The organism is Streptomyces sp. NPDC022910 (assembly GCF_055561075.1).
In genome coordinates, this window is record NZ_JBVHHL010000005.1 from 161,511 (window position 1) to 179,675 (window position 18,165).

An 18,165-nucleotide genomic window follows, 5' to 3' on the forward strand; every position below is an offset into this window, starting at 1 on the left:
TCGCATCGGTCATCGCACAGCGTGAAGTCGGTGCTCCTGAGACGGGATCACGGTCGCATACGGTCACGGGCAGTCCGGTCGCGCCAGTTCCGTACTTTGCGTCACGACCCGGTCACGGTGAGGTTTAGCGTCCTCCACCAGGTGACCGGCTCCCCACCGCCGCCCGGGCCAGGGGCGGCAGTCGGACACCACCGCCGAGAAGGTCCGGCGGCGGCCTGCTCCCCCTGTGCGCGCCGCCGCCGGACGCGTAACACCCCGCGTGGCCCGGCGGTCGTACGAAAGGACGGGACGTCCAGGTGGCAGCGCACCGCAAACCCAGACAGCGTTCGCTCGGCGGCAACACGGCCCGTACCGCCGCCACGATCGCCCTCGCGGGAGCAGCGACCGCGACCGGCCTCGACGGCACGGGGCACGCCGAGCCACAGCTCTCCCCGGCTCAGGTCAAGGCCAAGCTCGACAAGCTGTACCAGGAGGCGGAGGCCGCCACCGAGAAGTACGACGGGGCGAAGGAGAAGGCCGACGAGGCCCAGGAACGACTCAACGCGCTGCGGGACGAGGCCGCTCGCCGGACGGACCGGCTCAACTCGGCACGTGAGGCGCTGGGTTCCGCCGCGGCGGCGCAGTACCGCAACGGAGGCGTCGACCCCGCGGTGCAACTCCTGCTCTCCTCGGATCCAGGGCAGTACCTCGACGACGCGGCGTTCGCCGAGCGGGTCGACAGCCGGCAGACGGCCGCCGTGGGGCGCGTGCGCGCGCAGTTGCGGGAGATCGAACGACTGCGCGGGGCGGCGCGGGTGGAACTGGCCTCCCTGAAGTCACGGCAGGAGGAGTTGCGCCGGCAGAAGCGGACCATCACCGGGAAGCTGGGCGAGGCACGGCAGTTGCTGTCCCGGCTGACGGACGGGCAGCGGGCACAGCTCACGGCGTACGGGGGCGCCGGGCGGGCGTCGCGTGACGCGGTACGGGGCCTGGCGCCGGTGTCGGCCGCGGCGGCGGCCGCGCAAGCCCCCAACGCTCGTGCGGGGGCCGCGGTGGCGTACGCGTACGGCAAGCTCGGCAGCCCCTACGTCTGGGGCGCCACCGGCCCCGACGCCTTCGACTGCTCCGGCCTGGTACAGGCCGCGTACCGCTCGGCGGGCATCTCGCTGCCGCGGACGACCTACTCCCAGATCGACGCGGGACGCCGCGTCTCGCGCTCCGAACTGCTCCCCGGTGATCTGGTGTTCTTCTACTCCGGGATCAGCCATGTGGGGCTCTACGTCGGGAACGGCCAGATGATCCACGCACCGAACCCGTCGGCGCCGGTACGGCTGGCCTCGATCGACGACATGCCGTTCGCGGGGGCCACCCGGGTGGTGTGAGCCGCCGTCGGTGCCCCGGCGAACCGGGGTCGGACGTGGGCGTCGAGCGGTCCGTCACACCAGCCGTCGCGCCGTCGCCCAGCGTGTCAGCTCATGCCGGTTCGACAGCTGCAGCTTGCGCAGGACCGCCGAGACATGGGACTCGACCGTCTTCACCGAGATGAACAGCTGCTTGGCGATCTCCTTGTACGCGTAGCCGCGGGCGATGAGGCGCAGGACCTCGCGCTCGCGCTGGGTGAGGCGGTCGAGGTCCTCGTCGACGGGCGGGGCGTCGGTCGAGGCGAAGGCGTCGAGGACGAAGCCGGCCAGCCGCGGCGAGAACACGGCGTCGCCGTCCTGCACTCGGAAGATGGAGTCGACGAGGTCCGAGCCGGTGATGGTCTTGGTGACATAGCCGCGTGCGCCGCCGCGGATGACCCCGATCACGTCCTCCGCCGCGTCCGAGACGGACAGGGCGAGGAAACGGACCGGCCGTTCGGCGTCGGCCATCAAGGGCGCGCACCGGCGCAGCACTTCGACTCCGCCGCCGCCCGGCAGATGGACGTCGAGGAGGACCACCTCGGGACGGGTTGCGGTGATGACGCTCACCGCCTGGTCGACGTCCGCGGCCTCGCCGACGACCTCGACCCCGGTCCGCTCCGTCTGCCCGATCTCGGCCTGGACGCCCGTACGGAACATACGGTGGTCGTCGACGAGCACGACCCGCACACGCCGCTCCCCGGCGCCCCCGCTCGCGCGCTCCGGCTCCGCCGGGCCGGCCGGCTCGTTCGTGTCGCTCATGACGTCTTCTCCACCCTCTCCGTCTCCAGCTCGACCTCCGTGCCTCCGCCCGGAACGGCGCGCAGCCGTGCCGTGCCGCCGTTGCGCTCCATGCGGCCGATGATCGATTCTCTGACACCCATACGGTCGGCGGGTATCGCGTCGAGGTCGAAGCCGGGGCCGCGGTCGCGGACGGACAGGAAGACGGTCCTCCCCTCCACCTCGGCATAGACCTGGACGGCGCCGCCCTCGCCACCGTACTTGGCGGCGTTCACCATCGCTTCGCGCGCGGCCTGCATCTGTGCGCCGATCCGCTCGTCGAGGGGGCAGTCGCCGACGATGACGACCTCGATGGGGACGCCGTGCTTGTCCTCCACCTCCGCCGCGTTGCGCCGGACCGCCTCCGCGAGGGTGTCGGGCTCCTCGTCCTCGTCCTTGCCCGTGCCCTCCGGCTTGTAGAGCCAGGCGCGCAGGTCGCGTTCCTGGGCGCGGGCGAGACGGCGTACCTCGTTCGCGTTCTCCGCGTTGCGCTGTATCAGGGTCAGGGTGTGCAGGACCGAGTCGTGGACGTGGGCGGCGACCTCCGCGCGCTCCTGGGCCCTGATGCGCATCAAGCGCTCCTCGGACAGGTCCTGGGTCATCCGGACGAGGTAGGGACCGGCGAGCAGCGTGACGCCGACGAGGACCGCGAGCGCCGCCTGGAGGACCGAGCCGAGGTGGGCCGCGGAGCCCTGCAGCACGAAGATGCCGGAGACGCCCGCGGTGACCAACAGGACGCCGGCCGCGGCGCGCAGCAGGGTGAGGGTGCGCCGACGACTGCCGACCTCCATCCAGCGGGCCCGCCGAGCGTTGTCCGCCTGACGCCAGACCAGGGCGACGCCTGCGGCGACGAGGACGGCCGGAATGAGGTACGCCTTGGCCCCGCTGCCGAGGTTCACGCTGCCCACGAAGGTCAGCGCCACGACGACCATGAGCAGCAGGGCGACGATCTGACCCCGGTCGGGCCTGCGGGCGACCAGTCTGCGCCGGCCGTCGGGCGAGGCCTCGGTGCCGACGAGGGACGAGGGGCGCCGGTCGTCGACACCGCCGACGCCGAGCGGGACGAAGAACCAGAAGGCGGCGTACAGCAGCGCGCCGAGGCCGTCGGCCGTCATCAGGCCGACGAAGACGAGCCGCACCCAGATCACGGGCAGGCCGAGATGCCCGGCGAGCCCCCGCGCCACGCCCCCGAGCCAGCGTCCGTCGCTGCTGCGGTAGAGCTTGCGCGGCGGCCGCGGGTCGGCGAGGGGCATCGCTGCGGCGTCCGGCATGCCATCGATGGTCACACGTCCGGAGCACCGGGACATCAGGGTCGGCCCCCTAGACTCCCCTGATCTTCGAATTCGGTGATCGAACAGTTCCCCCGGCAGCTGTCAGGGCAGATTTCAGGGTTCGGCCAGGGTCGTCCCGACTGCCGCCGCGCCGCCGGGGCGGAGACCATGGACGCATGGCAGATCAGCAGCACGCGGCAGCGGGGCGGGGCCCCGGCTCAGGGCACGGCCCCGCCGCGGGAGGGGAGTCGCGGGCGCAGGAGGACACGACCGTGCGGCAGGATGCGGCCGTGCGGGAAAACGGGGTCAGGGGCGAGGACGCGGGCGCAGCTCCGCGTGACCGCGCCGACGCGGGGAAGCACGCGTCCGGGCACTCAGGTGGACCCGCGGACGAACGCAGACCCGGCAGCGAACCCACACACGAAGGCGCACCCGGGCGCGAACACGGACCCGGAGGCGCAGACGCCCCCGGGCGCGAACCCGGACCCGGAGGCGCACGCAAACCCGAGGGCGAAGGCCCGGAGCTGGTTCTGGGACCCGGGCGCTTTCGGCGTGACCGGCGGTACAAGATGCTGGGGGGCGTCTGTGCCGGTCTGGCCCGGCAGTGCGACATGGACCCGGTGATCTTCCGGATCGTGCTCGCGGTGCTGTCCGCGACGGGCGGCCTCGGCCTGATCTTCTACGGCTTCGTCTGGCTCCTCGTCCCCTACGAGGACGAGGAGGAGAACGAGATCCGCAAGCTGCTGACCGGCCGCGTCGACGGTCACGGCCTGGCCGCGGTGCTCTTCGCGCTGGTGGGCTGCGGGGTCTTCCTGTCGATGCTCAGGAACGGCGGGGTACTGACCTTCGCCGCCATCCTGTCCCTGCTCCTCGCCGGTGCTGGCTACTGGTCGCGGCAGCGCGGAGCCCCCGACCCCGACGCGCTCGCCGCGCAGGCAGTGGCCGACGCCCCACCGGAGGCCACGGCACCGCCCGTCCCCGCCTCCCACCCCTCCTGGTGGCGCGAGCCCATCGTCAAGGACGGCACCCACGTGGGCGGCACCGGCTACCTGTGGGGCCCCAGCGACATCCCCGGCCGTGACGTCGCGGCGGCGGTCGACGGCGCCCGCGGCTCGTCGTACGCACAGCAGACAAGGACAGCGGACCGGCCGCGGCCGCGGGGTCCGCGCTGGATCGGCGGCTGGGTGTTCCTGTTCGCCCTGCTCGCGGGTGCTCTGGGCACCGGACTGACCTGGGACGACCAGGCGCTCGGCACGAGCCTGCAGACGGGTCTGGGGAGTGCGCTCGTCGTATTCGGCGCGGGTATCGCGGTCAGCTCGTTCCTGGGGCGTACGGGTGCGGGCTCGGTCTTCCTTGCGATACTCACGGCGGGGCTGCTCGCAGCGTCGGCGGCCCTGCCGAAGGACATCAGCACGCACTGGGCGCGCACGACCTGGGCACCGGCCTCTGCGACCGCCGTCCGGGGGACGTACGACCTGGGCACCGGCGTCGGCACCCTGGACCTCAGCGGTCTCAGACTCGCCAAGGGCCAGACGGTGACGACGCGGGCGGAGGTCGGCGTGGGCCGGCTCAAGGTGGTGGTCCCGGAGGACGTCACCGTGAAGCTGAAGATCGACACAGGTCTCGGCGACATCCAGTTGCCGGGCGACTCCAAGAAGGACGTGGACGTGCAACCGGGCAGGCACGAGCAGATGACGCTCTCCCCCACATCGGGGACGAAGAACGGGGCCACGCTCCGCCTCGGCCTCCAGGTCGGCGTGGGACAGGTGGAGGTGACCCGTGCTGCGTCATGAGTTCCAGCCCGGCCGGCTGATAGCGGGCATGGCCCTGACCGCCGCCGGTGTCGTCTACCTGGGCGACACGAGCGGGGTCTGGGAGACACCGTGGTTCGCGATCATCCCGGTGGTCAACGGCGGTCTCTGTCTCGCGGCCGTGGCGGGCCTGCTGACCCGCGCCATACGCAAGGGCCGCTCGGCCCGCGGCGAGCGGCGCGCCGAGCGGGACGGGGCGACGGCCCCGTAACTCCCGGACGCCGTGGCCCCCGGGAGTACGCGTCCTACCGGTACGCGCCGACGCGTTGCCGCCGTCGGGCGCGTATGGCGGCGTCCAGGGAGAGGACTGAGGCACCGGCGAGCACCAGAGGGAGCCACGCCATCAGGTAGGCGAGGTCGTTGCCGTAGTAGTAGGGGCTGGAGGCCCAGCTCATGGTCAGCCAGAGACTCAGCGAGATGAGCGCGCCGCCGAACGCCGCGAGGCGGCCCAGCAGGCCGATGAGCGTGCCGATGCCGACGGCGAGTTCACCGAAGGCTATGACATAGCCGAAGCCGACCGGGTTCTTCAGCGCCAGGTCGACCAGGGCCGGGATCGCCGACGAGTCGCGCACGCTGCGCATCAGGTCGCCGATCGAGCCGGAGCCGGAGCTGTGCATGAAGGCGCTGTCGGTGAGCTTGTCCACGCCCGCGTAGATGAAGGTGACACCGAGGAAGACGCGCAGGGGGAGCAGCGCGTACCGGGTGGCGGTGTCCCGCCAGTCACGGCCCTCGTCCAAGTAGGAAGTGTGGGAGTCCGTGCGAATGCCATGAGCCATCTGTGCGCCGCCTCTCGCCCGCCATGCCGTTGACCCCGCAACAGACCATACGTACGAAAGGGGGCGCCCGCTCAACCACTGCGCGCCGACTTTTCCACTTTCCGGCCTTGGAAGCTCCACCCCGCGCGCGCCCAGGACCCCGAGACCGTGGACAACAGGGTGGAAGGGCACGTGAGGCACATCGGACGGCCGCAGTGTGTGTTCACACCACTGGGCGTCACTCCGTCACGTCGATCGCCACCCGGTTCGTCTCCACCCCCGCGGCCGTCACCACCTGGATCTCGACACTTCCCGGCTCCACGTCCGCCGGAACCGGGACCGTCAAAAGGGTGTCCGTCGGATTGCTGAAGCCGCCGGTGACCGGGACCAGGGGGACGTGGACGTGAACCGCGCCTATGCGGACCACCATCCGGGACAGCCGGTCGGCCGTCTGGGCGCCGGGCGGTACGAAACCGGCGCCACGGATCTCGATGTCGTCGCCCGTGCGGATCGGCGCGTCCAGATCGCCCGCCTCCCGGGCCCGGACCACCGAGAGAACCACCGGACGGCCGCCCTCAGCGTATTTCCCCGCCAGGTAGGTGGCCGCCGACACGAGGACCAGCAGTGCGAGACCCCACGGGAGGTCCGGGAGCTGGTCGGGACGGCGGGCCAGCCGTACCACCGCGAAGGCCAGGGCGACCGCGCTGATCACGACGTACTGCGTGTCCGCGAAGCTGCCGCGGCCCGAGTCGTCCGTCAGCAGGTCCGCCGCCCGCGGCCGGTCGGCGGATACCTTCTGCAGGCGCTGGCCGAGGACACGCAGCCCGACCACCCGCCGCACCAGGACCGCGGTCCCGCTGACCACCGCGACCACGGTCACCATGCCCACCCCGCGCGCGAGGTCGAGCCCGGCGATCAGCGCGTCACGCCTGTCGTGCCCCGAGGCCGCCGCCAACTCGCAGATCAGCACGAGGACCGCATACAACACGAACAGCACCCAACTCGCCGCGACGGCACGGGAGGTCGACAGCCGGTTGTCCTCCCCGACGAGGGGCGCGAGCGCCCCGCCGCGCGCCCGGTGCAGATATCCCGCGGCGGTCAGCGCGGCGCCCACCAGCAAGGCCGCGACCAGCCCGGCTGTTCGTGCCGCGCTCCACCCCGCCCCGATCGCCGTCAGCGCCTGTGCCAGCAGCAGGACACCCACCAGGCCCCACACCGCGACCGCCGTCCGCCGCCACAGTCGGCCCAGCCAGGCCTCACCGTCGGCCCGGCCGCGCTCGGCGACGAGGTCCGCGGACTGGGTCAGCTCGTCGGACACCCACTGGCGGGATGCGGACGCGGAGTACGCGACCGCGGCGGGCAGTCCCCGCCCGGAGGCGAACTCCTCCCGCTTCGCGAGGAATTCGGCGACCGCGCGCCGGTGCCCCTCACGCGCGCCGTGCGGGCAGTCCCCACAGGTGCAGCCACCTTCGTGCGCACCCGGACCGCTCCCGCGCCCCGCGCCCTGCCTCGCCTCCTGCACCGCCACGCCCGCTGCCGCCTTCCCCGCGCCAGATCGCCAAGCCGCACCCGCCAGCGCAACTGCCGGGCGACGTCTGCGAATTGTGCCGTACGGAACACACCCCGCGTCCGCCAGGTCCGGTCAGGACGGGTGAAAGAACGAACCCTCGGTTGACCGTCGCCGAAAAGCCCCTGTTGACCGGGCTACGAGAATTCTTCCATGGCCGAGATCATCCAGTGCGACGTGCTGCGCGGATTCCGAACCCCGGCGCGGCCGTCAGCTCAGCAGGTCGGGCTCGCTCCGGCTGATGTCCTGCCACAGCGGCTGGTAGTTGATCCAGGCCACCAGGTCCCCGCCCAGTTGCTCCCGTGTCACCACCGCCTGCCGGTGGTCGATCAGGACGGGCCGTCCCGCCGCCTTCGCGGTCAGCTGCACCTGGCACGAGCGTTCCATCGACAGGAACCACCACGCCGCCGCGTCCACCGAGTCGCCGACGGTCAGCAGCCCGTGGTTGCGCAGGACGAGCGCCTTGCGGCTGTCGAGCGCGGCCGCGATCCGGCGGCCCGCCTCGGCGTCCACGGCGACGCCGGTGTAGGCGTCGTAAACGGCGTGATCCTCGTAGAAGGCGCAGGACTCCTGGGTGATGGGGTCCAGCAGATCGCCGAGCGCCGCGAGGGCCCGCCCGTGCACCGAGTGGCAGTGGGCGACGGCGACGACGTCAGGGCGGGCGGCGTGGACCTGGGCGTGCACGGTGAACGCCGCCTGGTTCACGTGGTAGCGGCCTTCGATCACCTGACCGTCCTGGTTGGCCAGCACCAGGTCGCTCACCGTGACGTGCCGGAAGGGCATGCCGAACGGGTTGACCCAGAAGCAGTCGGTGAACTCGGGGTCGCGTGCGGTGATGTGTCCGGAGACCCCGTCCTCGAAGCCGAGCCGCCCGAAGATCCGCAAAGCTCCGGCCAGCCGCTCCTTGCGGTGCTGCCGCTCGTCGGCCGGCGATTCGTGCATCGGCGGCATCGCGAATCGCAGCTGATCGGTGGGCAGGGGCAGTGGCGGGGTCGGCCCGTGCATGTGTCCTCCAGCACTGGGTTCCTTTACGGAGCGGAAGTTACCGTCGGTTTCCGCAGGAGAACAGAGCCGTTCGGTGAAGAGAGTGCGCAACCGTTACGCGGGGTCGGTCTGCCTGCCTCGTCGGGGCCCCTGCGAGACGCAAGGACAGGGGTGTGAACAGCATGGAGCGCCAGGTCTCAGGCTGCTGAGACAGATCGAGCAACCCGCTGACGTCCGCGATATACGACAGAAGATGTCGGGTTTGGGCGCCACACTCGGCGTATGACAGCGAACTGGGCAACTTTCACGGAGGCCGAACCCGAGCTCGCGCGCATCGCGAAGGAGCGCTTCGGCGCCTTCACCCACCATGTCCTGGCCACCCTGCGCCAGGACGGCTCGCCCCGCACCACCGGTCTGGAGGTCCGCTTCCTGAACGGCGAACTGTGGCTCGGCATGATGCCGGACTCGCTGAAGGCGCTCGACCTGCGCCGCGACCCGCGCTTCGCGCTCCAGGCCAACCCGGGGCCGGGCACCGGGATGGGCGGCGGTGACGTGCGCGTCAGCGGGCGGGCGATCGAGGTGGAGGACGGCGCGACGAAGGGCGCATACGTGAAAGAGGTGGAACCGCCGCAGCCGTTCCACCTCTTCCGCACCGAGCTGACGGAGGTCGTTCGGACCCACGTCGAGGACGACACGTATCTGGTCGTCGAGATCTGGAGGCCCGGAGAGCCGGTGCGCACTCTCAAACGGACCTAGGGACTACTCCCACTCGATGGTCCCCGGCGGCTTCGACGTCACGTCGAGGACCACGCGGTTGACGTCACGGACCTCGTTCGTGATCCGGGTGGAGATCTTCGCGAGCACGTCGTACGGGAGCCGGGACCAGTCGGCCGTCATGGCGTCCTCGGACGAGACCGGGCGCAGCACGATCGGGTGGCCGTACGTCCGGCCGTCGCCCTGGACGCCGACGCTGCGCACGTCCGCGAGCAGGACCACCGGGCACTGCCAGATCTCGCGGTCGAGGCCTGCCGCGCTCAGCTCCTCGCGGGCGATGGCGTCGGCCTCGCGCAGCAGGTCGAGCCGCTCCTTGGTGACCTCGCCGACGATGCGGATGCCGAGACCCGGGCCCGGGAAGGGCTGGCGCTGGACGATCTCCTCCGGCAGGCCGAGCTCCTGGCCGACCATGCGGACCTCGTCCTTGAACAGCTTGCGCAGCGGCTCGATGAGCTTGAACTCGAGGTCCTCGGGGAGGCCGCCCACGTTGTGGTGGGACTTGATGTTGGCCGTGCCGGTGCCACCGCCGGACTCGACCACGTCCGGGTAGAGCGTGCCCTGGACGAGGAACTCGACCGGCTCGCCGCTCTCGCCGGCCTCGGCGATGATCTCCACCTGGGCCTGCTCGAAGACGCGGATGAACTCGCGGCCGATGATCTTCCGCTTCTCCTCGGGGTCGGAGACGCCCTTGAGCGCGGTGAGGAAGCGCTCCTCCGCGTCGACGACCTTCAGCTGGACGCCCGTGGCCGCCACGAAGTCCTTCTCGACCTGTTCGGTCTCGTCCTTGCGCATCAGGCCGTGGTCGACGTACACGCAGGTCAGCTGCGAGCCGATGGCCTTCTGCACGAGGGCGGCGGCGACGGCGGAGTCCACGCCGCCGGACAGACCGCAGATGGCGCGCTTGGTGCCGACCTGCTCGCGGATCGCCTCGACCTGCTCCTCGATCACATTGCCCGTGGTCCAGGTCGGGGTCAGGCCCGCGCCGCGGTAGAGGAAGTGCTCCAGGACCTGCTGGCCGTGCGTGGAGTGCATGACCTCGGGGTGGTACTGGACGCCGTACAGCTGCTTCTCGTCGTTCTCGAAAGCGGCGACCGGGACGACGTCCGTGGACGCCGTCACGGTGAAGCCCTCGGGGGCGGCGGAGCAGGCGTCGCCGTGGGACATCCAGACGGACTGCTCGGCGGGGGTGCCCTCGAAGAGGGTGGACGACGGCCGGGAGACCGACAGAGCCGTACCGCCGTACTCGCGCGCCCCGGTGTTGTCGACGGTGCCGCCGAGGGCCTGGGCCATCAGCTGGAAGCCGTAGCACATGCCGAAGACGGGAACGCCGGCCTCGAAGAGGGAGCGGTCGACGGTCGGGGCGCCCTCCTCGTAGACGGACGAGGGACCGCCGGAGAGGATGATCGCCGCCGGGTTCTTGGCGAGCATCTCCTCGACCGGCATGGTGCTCGGCACGATCTCGCTGTAGACCCGGGCCTCGCGGACGCGACGGGCGATGAGCTGGGCGTACTGCGCGCCGAAGTCGACGACCAGGACGGTGTCGGGGGCGGCGGCAGCGGAGGTCGCTGATGACACGGGTTGCCTTCCGGCGGCTTGACAGGGGGCTGTGCCACCGATTCTAACGGGGCGGGCGTGAGTGACCCCCGTCTCACGATCCGAACGCAGTTGGACCCCGTCGCCGTCCCGGGCATACTGAGCCCATGCTCACGCACTCGACCTTCGTCTTTACCTATGGCAACCGGCTCGCCGGCTGCCATAGGTCGTGCTGCTTGAGCTACTGACAAGCAACTTCCCAGGCGCCCCGGGCCGACATGGTCCGGGGCGCCTGGCGTTTGCGGACCGTGCCGATCCGGGGCACCTCATCCCGACACCCACGCTGAGGAGCCCCCGGACATGACCGCCACCACCACCGAGAAGACCGGCGCCCGTACCCCCGAGGCCGCCGACGTGATCACCGGCGCCCGTGAACGCATCGATGCGCTGGACGACCGTATCATCGGCCTCATCCAGGAGCGCATGGCGGTCTCCGCCGTCATCCAGGAGGCCCGCATCGCGTCCGGCGGCCGACGCGTGAACCTCTCCCGCGAGATGGAGGTCCTCGGCCACTACCGGGAGGCCCTGGGCAAGCCCGGCACCTCCCTCGCGATGACCCTGCTCGAGCTGTGCCGGGGCCGCGTATGACGAGCGGCGCGGATCCTCGTACGACGGGCGTCCGGCGTACCCACGTTCGTATGCCGTCTCACCCGTACGGCGCGTGACCGGGCTCGCACGGGGTTCGTTGGTCCCGGTGTCCGTGCCAGCCAGGGGCGGGCCCGAAAGAACCACGCGTGGCTCCGCTGGGGCGATGAGACGTACGGATCGTGCTGTGCGTCGTGGGACCTCGCTCCAGGGTTGTGACCGGACGGCAGGGGACAGCAGCCCGGTCACCACAGAACGGCCGGCTCCGGGGACGCCCGGGGCCGGCCGGCGGAATCCGTTCAGGGGTGGTCGAAACGGTTGCGGAGGCCGTGACCATCCAGCACGATGCCGAGAACAGCCGCACCAGCACAGACAACCGGACAGCCCGGGTCCCGGGTCCCGGCAGACAACCACATCGCTCCCGCCCCCGACTGCCCGTGGTCGACACCAACGCGCGCTCCCCGAACGCGCCGGGCGCACCACCGGCGGGCATGCAGGCAAGCGGCGCAACCCCCCGGCGCCGCTCCCCTGGCACCGACGCTGCCCTGACGTCGGTGCTGACGGAGAAGGGCCCCGCGGAACCTCCCCCAGCCCTCGGCCACGCCGAGCAGGGGACCCCTCGCCGCGGCGCCCTTCGCTTGCCGTTCGGCGCGGACGGACCCTCCTCAGGTCCGCGACACCGTCCCGCACGCAAGGTTCTTCCCTTGGCCGATGTCCCGACTGCGGTCGTACGGGTCCGTGGTCGGGCCCGTGGGTGCGGCGCCCGTGGGGGCGGCCGACGGGAACTGCGGGTGCAGGAAGCCGTCGTGGACGTCACAGGCCGAATTGCCCGCGGACTCCTCGTAGCGGACGAGTCGGAGCTTGCCCGGAGTGACCGTGTACTTCGCCGGATCGGCCAGCTCGGTCTCCACGACGCGGCGCACGATCGTGCGGGCCACCTCCTTGGAGGCGCCCCGGGTCAGCGGGTAGACGAAGGTGTAGTCGGCGTGGACGCGGACCGAGCCGTGGTCGCCGCGGGCGAAGGTGATCCGTCCCCGGACCTTCACTACGTCCCCCGCCAGCCGGACCTCCTTGGGGTCGAAGCGGCTGAAGAGCATCAGCGGGTCGTACTTCTCGTCCGGCGTGGCGAGGGACCGGTTCAGGTCGTCGAGCAGCCCCGGCTGCTGGGGATCCAGCACGCCCAGCGCGGCCCTGGGGCGGGCACCGAGCAGTGTGTTCGGGTTGAGGTCGGCGTCGACCAGGAGGGTCTTCGTCTGCCGCAGGGCGGTGGCGACCTGGTCCTTCGTCAGTGCACCGACGGCTTCGGCCTCGGGCAGCACGATCCCGGAGGCGCCGTCCGCCCAGCTCAGTGCCGGGGAGCCGGCGAAGGGGCGCTCCAGGGTCGGGGTGTCCGCAGCCGCGCTGGAGGGCGGCGCGGTGGGGCGTGCGGACTCGGCGGGCAGCCGGGACGCATCCGCATCCGAGCGGGAACGGGTGCCGAACGGGTCGCCGGGTATCAGTGAGGGTTTCATGGCCCCGACGGCGACCGCGGCCGCGACGAGCAGACCGAGCACCGTCCAGACGCGGCGGCGCTGTCGGCGGGCGGACGCCGCCGGAGGCGCGCGCCAGACTTCGGGGCGCAGCCCCTGCGCGTCCTGCTGCCGCAGCCGCTCGGTCACCATGCGCGCCCGCGCGGACGGTTCCTTGGGCGCGGAGGCCCGGATGTCGCGCTCGGTGTCGCGGGCGAACCGCTCCCAGACGTCGTCGGGGACGGAGGGTTCCTCGGAGTGCTGATCAGACACGAGGGTCAGTTCTACGGGGATCGAACCGAGCTTCACAAGGCACACCCGGATGTGACGCAGCCCACATAAGAAGGCTGTGAATGTCTTGCAACCATTCACAGGTTTCCCGGGTCACACCTACCGAATCAAGGGCCACGACCCGCGCCCCACACGCGGAGGCCTCCCCCCAGCCTGTGCCGCGCTGTCGCGGCACACCTGACTTTTCGAGGTCTTCATGAAGCTTCGCCGTGCTCTGGCCGCCGCGGCGGCCACGGCCGCCATAGCCCCGCTCGCGCTCCTGTCGGCGCCGGCCGCGTTCGCGGACGAAACGCCCTCGACCCCGGCCCCCGCCACCTCGACGGAGACCACGGGCACGGAGTCGCCGACCAGCCCCGCGCCCGAGACCAGCACCACGACCAGCACGGCGACCACGCCGGCCGGCGGCGAGTCCACGACCCCGGCCGGGAAGTCGGCCTCCTCGGCACCTGCAGGCAATTCGTCCGAATCGGCCACCACCTCGGCCACGCCCACCAAGAGCGCGGAGCCGACCGGCGAGCCGACCGAGCCGTCCGGCGACTGCACGGAGCAGGACTCCCACTACAAGTCGAAGCTGGACGCCACGCTCACCGGCCTGCCGGGCAAGATCGCGGTCGGCAGCGGCTGGCACTCCTTCACGCTCACCGTCAAGAACCCGACGAAGAGCGACGTCAAGGACGTCATCTTCTACGCGGGCGTCGGCCCGGCCGACGAGGACGCCGAGAACCCGTTCAAGGCCAGCCAGGTTCAGCTCCAGGTGAAGGTCGGTGGCACCTGGGTCGACGTCGAGGACGAGGGCTACTCCATCGGCTACCTCGACCTCTCCGACATCGGTTCGGGCCAGAAGGTCAACTACCAGCTCCGCGTGAACGTGAAGGCGAACGCGCCGATCGGCACGGGTCTGACCATCGGCGGCGGCGTGTACTTCGACGAGGAGGAGAACTGCGTCGCGGCCGGCCAGGCCGGCTACATCATCGAGATCGTCAAGGCCGGTACGGACACGGGTGGCACCAGGCCCCAGGAGGGCGGCAAGGTCCCGGTTCCCAGCGGTAAGCCGAACCAGAACAACACCCAGGAGGTGACCGGCAGCCTCGCCTCCACCGGTTCCTCCTCCGCGCTTCCGACCATCGCCCTCGTCGGCGGTGTCGCCGTCGTCGCCGGTGGCGGTGTCGTGTTCGCGGTGCGGCGCCGGAAGACGGGTGGCCAGGCCGCGTAAGGCCCGACGCCCCGTACACAGACTGCGTCAGGCGTCCCGTACGCCTCGCACATAGGAGAAGGACCTGAGCTCGGAGGGGGGCACAGGTCCTTCTTCTTTGTTCGGGGGTCGCTACTTCTTGGGCGGCACCGTCGGCATCCCCAGGAACGGCAGCCGCAGGGCCCCGAACGCCTCCGCCGGCACCGCCGGGTGCCGGGGCTCCACCGGCTTGAGACGTTCGTACGCCGTCCCCTGCGCCGGACGCGGATCCGCCTCCCCCTTGTTCGGCCAGTACGACATCGCCCGCTCGGCCTGAGCGGTGATCGTCAGCGACGGGTTGACGCCCAGGTTCGCGGAGACCGCCGCCCCGTCGACCACCGAGATGCCGGGGTGGCCGTACAGCCGGTGGTACGGGTCGATCACGCCCGTCTCGTGCGAGGCGCCGATCGGGCAGCCGCCGAGGAAGTGCGCGGTCAGCGGTGTGCCCATCAGTTCGCCGACGTTCGAGCCGGCGAAGCCGTTGATCTCGGCGGCGATGGCGGAGGCGCCCTCCGAGGCCGCCCTGATCTGCTTGGGGTTGGGGGAGCCGTGGCCCTGGCGCGCGGTCAGCAGCCCCTTGCCCATTCCGTCCGGCTTCAGGTACGTCGTCAGGGAGTTGTCCAGCGACTGCATCACCAGGCCGATGATGGTCCGCTCAGACCACCGGCGGTTGGAGAGGGAGCGCAGGACGAGGAGGGGGTGGCGGACGGCGCTCCGCAGCCAGGCCGCCACCCTCGACGAGCCCTCGGCGTAGGGGACCTGGAGGATCGAGAGGCCGCCCATCGAATTGGAGCCCTTGCCGTAGCGGACCGGCTCGATGTGGGTGTTCTCGTCGGGGTGGATCGAGGACGTGATCGCGACCCCGCGTGTGAAGTCGACCTTCGGCTCGCCCGTGGCCCTGCGGTAGCGCCGGTTGTCGGTCTGCGCGCCGACCAGCGCCTCGGAGTTGGTGCGGGTCAGCTCGCCCAGGCGGGCCGAGAGGTACGGCAGTTGCCCGGTCGCCTTCATGCGGTGCAGCAGGGTCTGGGTGCCGTAGGTACCGGCGGCGAGGACGACCCGCCGGGCCTTGAAGATCCTTCCCTCGCCCTTGCGGCGGTTGTCGGTGGGGAGGGTGGCGACCGCGTACCCGCCCTGCGAGTCGTCCGTGACGGACACGACGGTCGTCATGGGGTGCACCGTCGCGCCCGCCTTCTCGGCGAGGTAGAGGTAGTTCTCGTTCAGGGTGTTCTTCGCGCCGTGACGGCAGCCGGTCATGCACTCGCCGCACTCGGTGCAGGCCTTGCGCTCCGGTCCGGCGCCCCCGAAGTAGGGGTCCGGGACCGCCTTCCCCGGCGCGGCCTTCGCGCTGCCGTCCGCGTCCTTGCCGTCCCCGAAGAACACTCCGACCGGCGCCATGTGGAAGGTGTCGCCCACACCCATCCGCTCGGCCGCCGCCTTCAGGTGCACGTCGGACGGCGTCATGGTCGGATTCAGCCGGACGCCGAGCATCCGCTGCGCCTGGTCGTAGTACGGCCCGAGTTCCTCCTGCCAGTCGGTGATGTCCCTCCACTGCTGGTCGTCGAAGAAGGCCTTCGGCGGTACGTACAGGGTGTTGGCGTAGTTGAGGGAGCCGCCGCCGACTCCGGCCCCCGCCAGGACCATCACGTTGCCCAGCAGGTGGATGCGCTGGATGCCGTACATGCCGAGCCTGGGGGCCCAGAGGTAGTTCTTCAGGTCCCAGGAGTTCCGCGGGAGGGCATCACGGGTGAAGCGGCGGCCGGCCTCGAGTACGGCGACCCGGTAGCCCTTCTCGGTCAGGCGGAGCGCGGACACGGATCCGCCGAACCCCGACCCCACGACGATGACGTCGTAGTCGTACCCGTCCTCGTCCCGGGCATGGACAGACTTCTCCTGCGACACGTGCTCTCCTCGTTGAGAACGGGTGTGGTCTAGCGGAGGCGGAACGCCTTCATCAGCTTCAGGCTGCGGCTCATGAACGCCGCGTACTTCTCGTCGTCCATGCCGAGCGACGGGGCCATCGGCAACAGCCGCTGGTGGGCGACGGTCTGGGCCTCGGTGTACTTGAGGATGCCCTCGGAGCCGTGGCGGCGGCCGAGCCCGGAGTCCTTCATGCCGCCCATCGGCGACTGGACGCTTCCGTATGCGGACGCGTAGCCCTCGTTGACGTTGACCGTGCCGGTGCGCAGCCGGGCGGCGACCTCGCGGCCGCGCCGGCCGTCCGTGGTCCAGACGGAGGAGTTCAGGCCGTACGGCGTGGAGTTGGCGCGCTCGATCGCCTCGTCCTCGGTCGTGAAACGGTAGATCGACACGACCGGGCCGAAGGTCTCCTCGGCGCACACCGACATCGGCGCCTCGACGCCGTCGAGGACGGTGGGCTCGTAGAAGTAGGGACCGATGTCCGGGCGGGCCACCCCGCCGGCCAGGACCTTCGCGCCCTTGGCCACGGCCTCCTCGACATGCCGGGTCACGGTCTCCAGCTGCCGTTCGCCCACGAGTGAGCCCATGTCGGCGCCGTATGCGAGGGACGTGCCGAGCCGCATCGCCTTGGTACGTGCCACGAACCGCTCCAGGAAGGCGTCCGCGATCGACTCGTGGACGTACAACCGCTCGATGGAGATGCAGAGTTGACCCGCCGAGGAGAAGCAGGCCCGCACCGCACCGGCGGCCGCCTTCTCGATGTCGGCGTCCTCGAGGACCAGCATGGCGTTCTTGCCGCCCAGTTCGAGCGAGACGCCGACGAGGCGGGCCGCGGCGCCCTGCGCCACCTCGCGGCCGGTGCGGGTGGAGCCGGTGAAGGAGACGTAGTCGGCGTGCCGGACGACCTCCGGGCCGACGACCGGTCCGTCACCGATGACAACCTGGAAGACATCGGCGGGCAGTCCGGCCTCGATCAGCAGGTCGCGAGCCCACAGCGCGGTCAGGCACGTCTCCGTGTCGGGCTTCATCACGACGGCGTTGCCCGCGACGAAGGCCGGGAGCGCGTCGCCGACCGACAGTTCCAGGGGATAGTTCCAGGGGGCGATCTGGCCGACGACGCCGCGCGGGTGGCGCAGTTCGGTGACGCGCGTGAGCGTCGGCACGGCGCCCGTGTGCCGCTTGGGCTTCAGATACGAGGACGCCTTGCGGCCGTAGTGCCGGGCCGCGACGGCGACAGCCTGCACCTCCTCGTGGGCATGGAGGCGGGCCTTGCCGGTCTCCAGCTGGATCAGGTCGAGGACCTCGGCCTGGCGTTCGAGCACCAGGTCGTGGAAGCGGAGCAGGACGGCAGCGCGCTGCCGTACGGGGGTGGCGCCCCAGACGGGCTGGGCCTTGCGGGCCCGCGCGAACGCCTCCGCCACGTCCTCGGGCGTGGACTCGGGCAGATCGGCCAGCCTCTCACCGGTGAACGGCGTGTGGTTGGCGGTGCGGCCGGAGCCGGCCACTCCCTTGGTGAGCTGGGCGACCAGCTCGGGCGTGACCACGTCGACGGCGGTGCGGGCGCCGGCGGGGGCGGGCGCGAGGGGGTTGGTGCCGGCCGTGCCCGAACCGGTCTTGTCTGCGGCCTTCTCCGGGGCCTGCGAGTCCGTCATGACGCGCAGGGTATGCCGGGCCGGAGCGTTTGGGTACCCGTCGGTAACGCGCTTTCACGGGGTGTCC

Annotated in this window: 15 protein-coding genes; 6 read left to right on the forward strand and 9 right to left on the reverse strand. The window is 71.2% G+C overall.

All coding sequences use genetic code 11. The features are described from left to right. The first annotated feature begins 296 nt into the window (after positions 1 to 296). The gene (locus ACZ3TS_RS07035; protein WP_467614325.1) at positions 297 to 1,361 is read left to right on the forward strand and encodes a C40 family peptidase; all 1,065 of its coding nucleotides are present in this window, start codon (positions 297 to 299) and stop codon (positions 1,359 to 1,361) included. Between the two features lie 54 nt (positions 1,362 to 1,415). On the opposite strand, the gene ACZ3TS_RS07040 is transcribed toward ACZ3TS_RS07035, so the two are convergent. Next, entirely contained in the window at positions 1,416 to 2,141 is a 726-nt protein-coding gene (locus ACZ3TS_RS07040; protein WP_467614326.1) for a LuxR C-terminal-related transcriptional regulator, read from the reverse strand. Beyond that, positions 2,138 to 3,430: a PspC domain-containing protein gene (locus tag ACZ3TS_RS07045; protein WP_467614327.1), complete on the reverse strand. Its 1,293-nt coding sequence runs from the start codon at positions 3,428 to 3,430 to the stop codon at positions 2,138 to 2,140. Before ACZ3TS_RS07045 ends, ACZ3TS_RS07040 begins: the two co-directional genes overlap by 4 nt. A gap of 176 nt (positions 3,431 to 3,606) precedes the next feature. Here ACZ3TS_RS07045 and ACZ3TS_RS07050 point away from each other — a divergent pair, with 176 nt between their 5' ends. Together ACZ3TS_RS07050 and ACZ3TS_RS07055 are read left to right on the forward strand one after the other, a co-directional pair. Then, the gene (locus tag ACZ3TS_RS07050) at positions 3,607 to 5,223 is read left to right on the forward strand and encodes a PspC domain-containing protein (RefSeq protein ID WP_467614329.1); all 1,617 of its coding nucleotides are present in this window, start codon (positions 3,607 to 3,609) and stop codon (positions 5,221 to 5,223) included. Then, a complete protein-coding gene (locus ACZ3TS_RS07055) occupies positions 5,210 to 5,452 on the forward strand; it encodes a hypothetical protein (RefSeq protein WP_467614330.1) in 243 nt (80 codons plus the stop codon). Before ACZ3TS_RS07050 ends, ACZ3TS_RS07055 begins: the two co-directional genes overlap by 14 nt. A gap of 34 nt (positions 5,453 to 5,486) precedes the next feature. Here ACZ3TS_RS07055 and ACZ3TS_RS07060 read toward each other — a convergent pair whose 3' ends face one another. The 3 genes from ACZ3TS_RS07060 to ACZ3TS_RS07070 all read right to left on the reverse strand — a co-directional run bounded on the left by ACZ3TS_RS07060 (position 5,487) and on the right by ACZ3TS_RS07070 (position 8,568). After that, complete coding sequence (locus ACZ3TS_RS07060) at positions 5,487 to 6,017, reverse strand: DoxX family protein (RefSeq protein WP_467614332.1); 531 nt, start codon at positions 6,015 to 6,017, stop codon at positions 5,487 to 5,489. A gap of 217 nt (positions 6,018 to 6,234) precedes the next feature. After that, positions 6,235 to 7,524: a hypothetical protein gene (locus tag ACZ3TS_RS07065; protein ID WP_467614334.1), complete on the reverse strand. Its 1,290-nt coding sequence runs from the start codon at positions 7,522 to 7,524 to the stop codon at positions 6,235 to 6,237. Positions 7,525 to 7,773: 249 nt separating this feature from the next. Further along, positions 7,774 to 8,568, reverse strand: coding sequence for a class II aldolase/adducin family protein (locus ACZ3TS_RS07070; RefSeq protein WP_467614335.1), 795 nt, complete (start codon positions 8,566 to 8,568; stop codon positions 7,774 to 7,776). Between the two features lie 261 nt (positions 8,569 to 8,829). Between ACZ3TS_RS07070 and ACZ3TS_RS07075 the strand changes: the two genes are divergently transcribed. After that, positions 8,830 to 9,303, forward strand: a complete 474-nt coding sequence (locus ACZ3TS_RS07075; RefSeq protein ID WP_467614336.1) for a pyridoxamine 5'-phosphate oxidase family protein — start codon at positions 8,830 to 8,832, stop codon at positions 9,301 to 9,303. A 3-nt stretch (positions 9,304 to 9,306) separates the two neighbouring features. On the opposite strand, the gene guaA is transcribed toward ACZ3TS_RS07075, so the two are convergent. After that, a complete protein-coding gene (guaA, locus tag ACZ3TS_RS07080; protein WP_467614338.1) occupies positions 9,307 to 10,896 on the reverse strand; it encodes a glutamine-hydrolyzing GMP synthase in 1,590 nt (529 codons plus the stop codon). Positions 10,897 to 11,214: 318 nt separating this feature from the next. Between guaA and ACZ3TS_RS07085 the strand changes: the two genes are divergently transcribed. Beyond that, positions 11,215 to 11,502 carry a chorismate mutase gene (locus tag ACZ3TS_RS07085; RefSeq protein WP_467614339.1) on the forward strand — a complete coding sequence of 96 codons (288 nt, stop codon included), beginning with the start codon at positions 11,215 to 11,217 and terminating at the stop codon, positions 11,500 to 11,502. A 662-nt stretch (positions 11,503 to 12,164) separates the two neighbouring features. On the opposite strand, the gene ACZ3TS_RS07090 is transcribed toward ACZ3TS_RS07085, so the two are convergent. Next, on the reverse strand, positions 12,165 to 13,280 hold the full coding sequence (locus tag ACZ3TS_RS07090; protein WP_467614341.1) for a hypothetical protein: 1,116 nt from the start codon (positions 13,278 to 13,280) through the stop codon (positions 12,165 to 12,167). Between the two features lie 214 nt (positions 13,281 to 13,494). On the opposite strand from ACZ3TS_RS07090, the gene ACZ3TS_RS07095 reads away from it, so the two are divergent. Continuing rightward, positions 13,495 to 14,511, forward strand: coding sequence for an LPXTG cell wall anchor domain-containing protein (locus ACZ3TS_RS07095; protein ID WP_467614343.1), 1,017 nt, complete (start codon positions 13,495 to 13,497; stop codon positions 14,509 to 14,511). Between the two features lie 111 nt (positions 14,512 to 14,622). Here ACZ3TS_RS07095 and ACZ3TS_RS07100 read toward each other — a convergent pair whose 3' ends face one another. Both ACZ3TS_RS07100 and ACZ3TS_RS07105 read right to left on the reverse strand, forming a co-directional pair. Further along, complete coding sequence (locus ACZ3TS_RS07100; RefSeq protein WP_467614345.1) at positions 14,623 to 16,428, reverse strand: GMC family oxidoreductase N-terminal domain-containing protein; 1,806 nt, start codon at positions 16,426 to 16,428, stop codon at positions 14,623 to 14,625. 29 nt (positions 16,429 to 16,457) lie between these two features. Next, a complete protein-coding gene (locus ACZ3TS_RS07105) occupies positions 16,458 to 18,098 on the reverse strand; it encodes a succinic semialdehyde dehydrogenase (protein WP_467614347.1) in 1,641 nt (546 codons plus the stop codon). Positions 18,099 to 18,165: the final 67 nt, after the last annotated feature.